At 77.4% G+C, this 7701-nt stretch carries 5 protein-coding genes; 3 read left to right on the top strand and 2 right to left on the bottom strand.

The features are described 5' to 3' along the window. Window positions 1-156: 156 nt before the first annotated feature. Window positions 157-1467, bottom strand: coding sequence for an SWIM zinc finger family protein (locus ABD879_RS31275; RefSeq protein ID WP_345025371.1), 1311 nt, complete (start codon window positions 1465-1467; stop codon window positions 157-159). 87 nt (window positions 1468-1554) lie between these two features. Further along, a complete protein-coding gene (locus ABD879_RS31270) occupies window positions 1555-2316 on the bottom strand; it encodes a M50 family metallopeptidase (RefSeq protein ID WP_345025370.1) in 762 nt (253 codons plus the stop codon). A gap of 442 nt (window positions 2317-2758) precedes the next feature. Here ABD879_RS31270 and ABD879_RS31265 point away from each other — a divergent pair, with 442 nt between their 5' ends. The 3 genes from ABD879_RS31265 to ABD879_RS31255 form a co-directional block, all read left to right on the top strand. Then, complete coding sequence (locus ABD879_RS31265) at window positions 2759-4369, top strand: hypothetical protein (protein WP_345025369.1); 1611 nt, start codon at window positions 2759-2761, stop codon at window positions 4367-4369. Window positions 4370-4489: 120 nt separating this feature from the next. Further along, the gene (locus ABD879_RS31260) at window positions 4490-5635 is read left to right on the top strand and encodes a CaiB/BaiF CoA transferase family protein (RefSeq protein ID WP_345025367.1); all 1146 of its coding nucleotides are present in this window, start codon (window positions 4490-4492) and stop codon (window positions 5633-5635) included. Window positions 5636-5770: 135 nt separating this feature from the next. Continuing rightward, a partial coding sequence (locus tag ABD879_RS31255; RefSeq protein ID WP_345025366.1) for a hypothetical protein occupies window positions 5771-7701 on the top strand: 1931 nt, incomplete at its 3' end.

The following is a 7701-nucleotide window of genomic DNA, read 5'->3' as shown; positions in this document are numbered from 1 at the left end:
GCCGCCGCACCGTCAGCAGCGCCTCCTGGTCGAGCAGCCGCTCCGCCGCGTCGCCGGCCTCGGCGGGCGCCTGCGGCAGGGCCGGGGCGGGCCTGCGCCGCGTCCCCAGCAGGGCGGCGGTGACGTGCTCGTTCCACACCCCGCCCGGCGCCGTGCTCACAGCACCACCATCCCCTCGTCCTCGTGCCAGGCCGCCAGGGGGCGCAGCCCGCGCGGCGTCCACTCGCCGGAGAAGACGACCGGGCGCCCGCCCGACACCGCCAGCAGCCGCCACGGGTCGGTCGGCCGCAGCGCCAGCGCGTCCCCGGCCTCGTCGATGACGTGCAGGGCGCCGTCGGCGGACCGGGCCGGCCGCACCGCCGCCAGCGTCACCGGCCAGCGGTCCAGCCACGGGTCGCGCGCCAGGGCGGCGGCGTGCTCGTCCAGGAACCCCTGCACCGTGGTGCCGCCCGGCACCGCGGGCTCGGCCGGGCCGTGCCGCTCGCCGACCAGCGCCCGCAGCGGCTGCGCCCCCGGGTAGAACACCAGCTCCCCGTCGAACTCCGTGCCCACCGCCAGGGACGTGTCCAGGGGGCGCCCGGGCGCGGCGAACGACAGCACCAACGCGGGACGGCCCGTGCGGCGGCCCCGCAGCCACACCCGCCGCGTGGTGAGCCGGTCCTGCTCGGAGTCGTGGGCGCCGGTGACGCACCACCGGTCGCGGACCCGCTCGCCGCGTTCGGCCACCTCGTCCTGCGACAGGGTGAAGCCGACGCGGGCGCGGACCGTCTCACGCAGCCCCTCGGGGAGCTCCTCGCCGCGCCGGTAGGCCCGCACCAGCAGCCGCAGCAGCGCGTACTCCTCCAGCAGCCGGTCGGGCCACTCCGGCCGCCGCGGGAGCCCCGCCAGGGCCTTGACCTGCCCGGCCAGCGCGCCGGCCTGGGCGTCGACGAGGCGGCGGGCGACGTCGTCCCACACCCGGTAGGGGGCGTGCTCGGCCTGCGCGAGCCCCTGGGCGACCTGGTCGCACAGCCACCGGTCGAGCTCGGCGAGCCCCTCCTCGACCCGGCGGCGGCGCCGCTCGGCGGTCTTGGGGTCCCTGGTTCTGGACGCTGCCTTGGGCGCCGCGGCGGCCCTGCGCTCGCGCGCCTTCTCGGCCCGGGCGCGGCGCCCCTCGATCCACTCGGCGGCCCACTGCGGGCGCTCCCCGCCGCCGACCGTCCCGTCGCTCCACAGCAGCAGCAGCGCGAGCCCGTGCTTGCAGGGGAACTTGCGGCTCGGGCAGGTGCACCGGAACGCCGGCTCGGTCACATCGACGCACGCCCGGTAGGTGCTCCTGCCGCTGCCCTGGCACTCGCCCCAGACCGCCTCGCCGTCGGCGCCCGTCCCGCTCCACTTGGCGGGCCTGGCGACACCGGCGGCGGCCTTGGCCGACGCCGCGTCGGGCGCGAGCGCGAGCACCTGCTCACGGCCCCATCGATCGCTCACGACGCCGAAAATATCCACCGGGTCTGACATTCCCCTGAAGAGGGAGCATCCGCCTCCGGCGGAATGGTCACGGCCTCCGGCGGAATGTCAGACGCCGGGCAGCAGGGGAAGATCGGGCAGGGACGACGCGTCGGGCGCCATGAGCGCCGCGCCCGCCAGCAGCGACACCAGCGACACCGCCGCGAACAGGCCCACCCAGGCCAGCCCCGGGACGCCCGTCAGGTGCGCCAGCTGGTCGGCGTCGGAGGACGGGGCCATGTGGCGGGCGCGCATGCGCTGCAGCTCCACGACCGGGCGGATGGCGGCGAACAGCAGGAAGAACGCGGCCAGGTAGGCGAACCCCGCCTGCGTCTTGTCGCCGCCGAACCACGAAACCCCGAAGATGAGCGCGCCGGTGGCCACCACCGACGCCACCCCGTACACGTTGCGGATCATCACGAGCATCCCGGCCAGCAGCGCCAGGGAGAACCACAGCATCAGCGTGACGCGGCCCCCGGCCAGCAGCAGGGCGAACAGCAGGCCGAGCAGCGGGGGAGTGAGGTACCCGGCCATCGCGGTGAACACCATCCCCGGGCCGTGCGGCTTGCCCCGCGAGACGGTCACGCCGGAGGTGTCGGAGTGCAGCTTGATGCCGTCCAGCTTGCGGCCGGTGGCCAGCGCGATCAGGGCGTGCCCGCCCTCGTGCGCGATCGTCACCACGTTGCGCGCCACCCGCCAGGTGGGCCCGTGCACCACGGCGCCCAGCGCCAGCAGGCCGACCAGGATCACCAGCCACCACGGAGGGTCCGGTTGCGTTCCGGTCAGCCGATCCCACAGGTCGGCGATGCTGCCCGCGTCAGCGCTTGCCACGTCCACGTCCACCTCGGAATTCTCGGTTCGCGTCGGCGATCCCACAGGGTAGGACGTTCCGGACCGCCCCCGCGTTCGTTCCGTTCCGGCGGTTCGGCGAGCACATGCGACACGTCGGGGAGCGGGGGGTTCGCCCCGTCGGCCCGGTGCGCCCGCCGCCGCCCCTTCCGCGCAAAGGGCGCGGAAGGGGGGGCGGAAGGGCGTCGTGTGCCCCCAGCGTGCGCCCCGTGCGATCGGCGGGACGCCATTTCGTCGCGACATTGTGGGAATTATCGGGCGTCGTAGTTAATCGTTCCACCAAACCCGCACGGCCCGTCGGCGGCGCTTCCTACTCTCGGTCCGCACTGACGATTCATCCCTCGCGGCCTGAGGAGCTGGCGCGATGCCGGAGAAAGTGGCGACGAGAAACGAGGCGGAAACGCATTATCGGGAGCTTGTCCGGTTGGCGTATTTTGTTCAGCCGGGCCGGGCGCGCCGCGTCTACCGGATGGCGGTCGCCCGGCGGATCGTCGACGAGGTCGTCACCCGCCGCCCGCGCGGCGACCTGGCCCGGCAGCGGACCCGCGTGCTGCGCCGGGCGATGCGCCCGTCCCGCCGGCTGCGCATCGGCCTGGGGCCGTGGCTGCGCGCGCTGCCCGCCCGCCTGCCGGACGCGGCGCTGACCGCCGCGCTGGCCGACCTGGAGCCGCCCGTGCGGGTGGCCTGGGTGCTGCGGCGGGTCGAGGGCATGCGCCGGTACGCGGTGCGCGACCAGCTGCTGAGGCTGCGCGTCCGCGACCCCTGGCCGGTGATCGACGCCGCCGACGCCGCCGAGCTGCCGGACCTGGAACCGCCGGACGCGTTCGCCTTCGGCCCCGGGATGGACCACCCCGTCCGCCGCCGCCCGCTCATCCCCGTCGCCGCCGCCGTGGCGCTGACCGCCGCGCTCGGCGGCGCCCTGGTGGTCACCGAGAACGAAGGATCGCTGGCGGGCGGCGAGGGCCCGGCCGACGACCGCCGGCTGCACCTGCTCACCGCCGGGCCCGGCGCCCGGCGCGGCGGCCCGGCTCGCCTGGACGTCTGGCCCGCCCGCGGCGACCTGGCCGGCGACCGCCGCGTCACCACGCGGGCGCTCAGGGCGTGGGCCCGCTCGCCCGCCGCCCCGCGCCCGCCGGGCAGGGGCGACGTCGGCGCCCAGCTCCTGTTCGCCGGGCACGTCGACGGAGTCCCCACCGCGCTGCTGCGCAACGGCGACCGCGTCGCCCGCTACAGCGGGCAGGGGCGCCCCGTGGAGATCTTTACCGCCGCCGCCGGAGACGGCTCGACCCCCCTGCCGCTGGGAGGCGGCCGCTACCTGCTCGCGCCATGGGACACCCGCGCCGCGACGCCCGGCGGCCGCAAGGTGCGGGTGGACGCGGGCGTGACCGAACGGGTGCCCGCCCCCAAGACCCCGTGCGGCCGCGGCCCCCTCCTGCGCCTCGAAGGCGCCGACGGCACCCGCACGGTGGGCGACCTCGGCTTCCCCCGGCCCGCCGTGCTGACCCAGCGTCCCGCCGCATCCGATCCCGACGCGCGCCGCCCCGCCCCCGACGGGCGCGGCGCGAAGGACGCCTCCGGCGCGCGCGCCGCCGCGCCGCTGACGGCCGACGGCGTGCGGCTGTGGGACCGGGTCGCGTGCGCGCTGCCCCGCCCGGAACGCCCGGTCACCGAGGCGTCGGCCCGGCAGTTCTGGACGGGAGCCCTGCCGCACGGCGGCGGCACCGCCGAGTGGGTGTGCACGAACCTGTCCTTCACCGCGGGCGGCCCGGCGGGCGAGGCCACGCTGCTGCGGCGCGGCGCCCACCACGCCACCGGCAGCTGCGACGCGGCCCGGCCGGTCAGCGGCACCTGGTGGCAGGCGCCGTCCGGACGCTGGTACTACCTCGCCGCGGCCGGTCCGGGCCTGGTGCCGCACATCCAGAGCGAGGGGGCGCTGCGCGCGACCGAGGTCAGGGGCCGCCTGCTGGTCGCCTCCAGCCCCCGCTCGGCCCACCACTCCGGCGTCCCCATCACCCTCACCGCCCGCGCCCGCTGAGCCCGCCGGGGCCCGGTCAGCACTCGCTTACTGGAATGGGGCAGACTAGGAAGTCGAACCGCATTCCGTGCGAAGGGTGCGGACCGCGAGAGGCGAGACGCGAGGCGAAAGGGGCCGTCGATGGGCAAGGGGCCGCTGTCGGGCGTGCGGGTGGTCGAACTGGCCGGAATCGGGCCGGGGCCGTTCGCCGCGATGCTGCTGGCCGATCTGGGCGCCGACGTCGTCCGCGTCGACCGCGCCTCCTCGGCCGCCCGCGGAACCGATCCCGTGCCCGCCGACTTCCTCGGCCGCGGCAAGCGCTCGATCGCGGTCGATCTGAAGAACGAGCGGGGACGCGAGGTCGTGCTGCGCCTGGTGGAGCGGTCGGACGTGCTCATCGAGGGCTTCCGGCCCGGCGTCACCGAACGGCTCGGCATCGGCCCCGACGCCTGCCTGGCCCGCAACCCCGCCCTGGTGTACGGGCGGATGACCGGATGGGGCCAGGAGGGGCCGCTGGCGCGCAGCGCCGGCCACGACATCGGCTACATCGCCGTCACCGGCGCCCTGCACGCCATCGGCCGCGCCGGCGGCCCGCCCCAGGTCCCGATGAACCTGCTCGGCGACTTCGCCGGCGGCAGCATGTACCTGGTCGTCGGCGTGCTGTCGGCGCTGCTGGAGGCGCGGGCGAGCGGCCGCGGCCAGGTCGTGGACGCCGCCATCGTCGACGGCACCGCGCACCTGTCGACGTTCATCCACTCGTTCCTGGCCGGCGGCATGTGGCGCGACGAGCGCGGCGTCAACCTGCTCGACACCGGCGCGCCCTGGTACGACGTGTACGAGACGGCCGACGGAAAGCACGTCGCGGTCGGCGCGCTGGAGCCGCAGTTCTACGCCGAGTTCCTGCGGCGCCTCGGCCTGGCCGACGCCGGCCTGCCCGACCGCGGCGACCCCGCGAACTGGCCGGAGCTGCGCGAGCGCTTCGCCGCCGCGTTCAAGTCCAGGACCCGCGACGAGTGGGCGGAGATCTTCCTGCCCGGCGACGGGTGCGTGGCGCCCGTGCTGTCGCTGCGCGAGGCCGCCGAGCACCCGTACAACACGGCGCGGGAGGTGTTCGTGGAACGCGGCGGCCACCGCCAGCCCGCCCCGGCGCCGCGCTTCTCCCGCACGGCCCCCGAGATCGGCGGCCCGCCCCCCGCCCCCGGCGCCGACACCCGCGCCGTGCTGGCCGAACTGGGCTTCGACGACGTCGACGACCTGCTGTCCGGCGGCGCGGTCGCCCAGGCTTAGCGGCGGACCCGCCGGCAGGGCCCGGCCGCCGGTCCCGGGGGCCGCGAAAGTCGCGGCGTTCCGGTGTCGAGTCCGCTACCGGGGGTAGTTGCACAGACCGTCACGTCCAGCAGGCGTGGGGGGCTGATGCCGATCATGGGACTGCTGCGATCCGCGGCGCGCATGGTGCCCGGGGTCGCCTCCGGGGCCGCCGAAGCGGCGGGGTGCGCGGCCGGGCTGGCGTGGGGTGCCGCCGAGGCGGCCGTGCAGGTCCCCCGGCGGGCCGTGCGGGCGCTGCCCGCCCCGCCGGTACCGCCCGTGCCGCGGCCGGAGCTGCCGGGCCTGCAGGTGGCGGTGGCGCTGCCCGCCGCGGTTTCCGGCCTGATCGCGCTGCACCGGCCGCGCGGACTGCCCGCGCCGCCCGCCCTGCCCAGGCCGCCCGGATGGTCGCGGATCGCCGACCTCTCCCGGCGCGCCGAGCTGAGCGGCCTGGTCGGGACGCACGGCAGGCGCCGCGTGTGGTCCAGCGAGGGACGCGCCTGCATCGAGCTGCACCGCCGCGCCGTCGGGCGGGCGCGCAAGGCCGCCGAACTGCGCCGGGCGGTCGGCGCGGCCGTGCGGCGGCTGGAGGGCGTGCACTGGGCGCAGGTCAACGCGGTCACCGGCGAGATCCTGTGCGCCTTCGACGAGGACGCGCTGCCGGTGGAGCGGCTGGTCGCGGTGATCGCCGACGTGGAGAAGGACCACGACCTCCCCGACGAGCCCTTCCCGCTGTCCGCCCATCCCGCCGACCGCGCCCCGGTCACCGTCGAGACGATCGCGCTGGCGTCCGACTGCGCGGCGCTCGCGCTGGCCGCCGCCGGGCGGCTGACGCGCGCGCCGCGGCTGCCGGGCGTGTTCCGCATGGTGCTGCCCTGGGTGGACCACCAGCCGAGGCTGCGCGGCCTGCTGGAGCGCCGGCTCGGCCCGCACGGCGCCGACCTGGTGCTCGCCGTCGGCAACGCCGCCCTGCACGGGCTCACCCAGGAGCCGGCCGGGCTGGCCGTCGACGTCGTGCACCGCGTCGTGCTGATCGCCGAACTGAACGCGCGGCGCGCCGCCTGGCACGGCTGGCACCGCCGGCTGTGCGCCGCCGGCGTGCCGCACGAGCCGCCGCTGCGCGCCGAACGGCCCGTCCCGCTGCCGGACGGACCGGTGGAGAAGGCCGCCGACCGCTCCGCGCTGGCCGCCTTCGGCGGGGCCGCGGCCGTGCTGGCCCTGACCCGCGACCCGGGCACGGCCGCCGACCTCATCATGGCGACCGTGCCGCGCGCCGCCCGGTACGGCCGCGCCGGATTCGCCGCCACGCTCGACCGGCAGCTGTCGCGCGCCGGGGTCGTCCCGCTGGACGGCTCCTGCTACCTGCGGCTCGACCGGATCAGCGCGGTGGTGGTGGACGCGCCCGTGCTGTGCACGGACGACCTGGAGATCCTGTCCGCCGACGACCCGTCGACGTGGCGGACGGCGGCGCGGCTGCTGGAGCGCGACCCCGGCCTGGACGGCAGGCCCGGCGACGGCGGCCTGCGGCTGGAACGCGTCGCCGACGACGGCGCCGACGAGGGGGCCGGAGGCGTGCGGGTGCGCGTCGTCGACGCCGACGGCACCGCGCGCGGCGGCGCCGTCGTCGGCCACCGCCTGCACCCCCTGGCCGAAGCGGTGCTCACCGCGGCGCACGACGACGACGTGCGCGTGCTGCTGACCGAGAGCGCCTCGACCGACGAGCTGATGCCGCTGGCCGACGACGCGCTCGACCCCGGCGTGCCGCTCGCCGAGCACGTGCGGCGGCTGCAGGAGGAGGGGCACGGCGTGCTCGTCCTCACCGCCGCCGACGATGACGCCGCCCTGGCCGCCGACGTCGGCGTCGGCGTGGTCGCGCAACCCGCGGCGCCCCCGCGCGGCGGCGAGGCCGGGCCGCTCCCCGGCGAGGCGGTCCCGGGGCCGGTGTGTTGGGGCGCGGACCTGGTCTGCACCGGCGGGCTGGAACAGGCGTGGCGGGTGCTGGCCGCCGTGCGCGCCGCCCGCGAGGCCAGCGGACGCGCGGTGCGGCT

Source organism: Actinomadura keratinilytica, assembly GCF_039539665.1.
Classification (GTDB): domain Bacteria; phylum Actinomycetota; class Actinomycetes; order Streptosporangiales; family Streptosporangiaceae; genus Spirillospora; species Spirillospora keratinilytica.
Note: the sequence above shows the minus strand (reverse complement) of the source record. Positions and strands in the feature narration are given on the sequence as shown.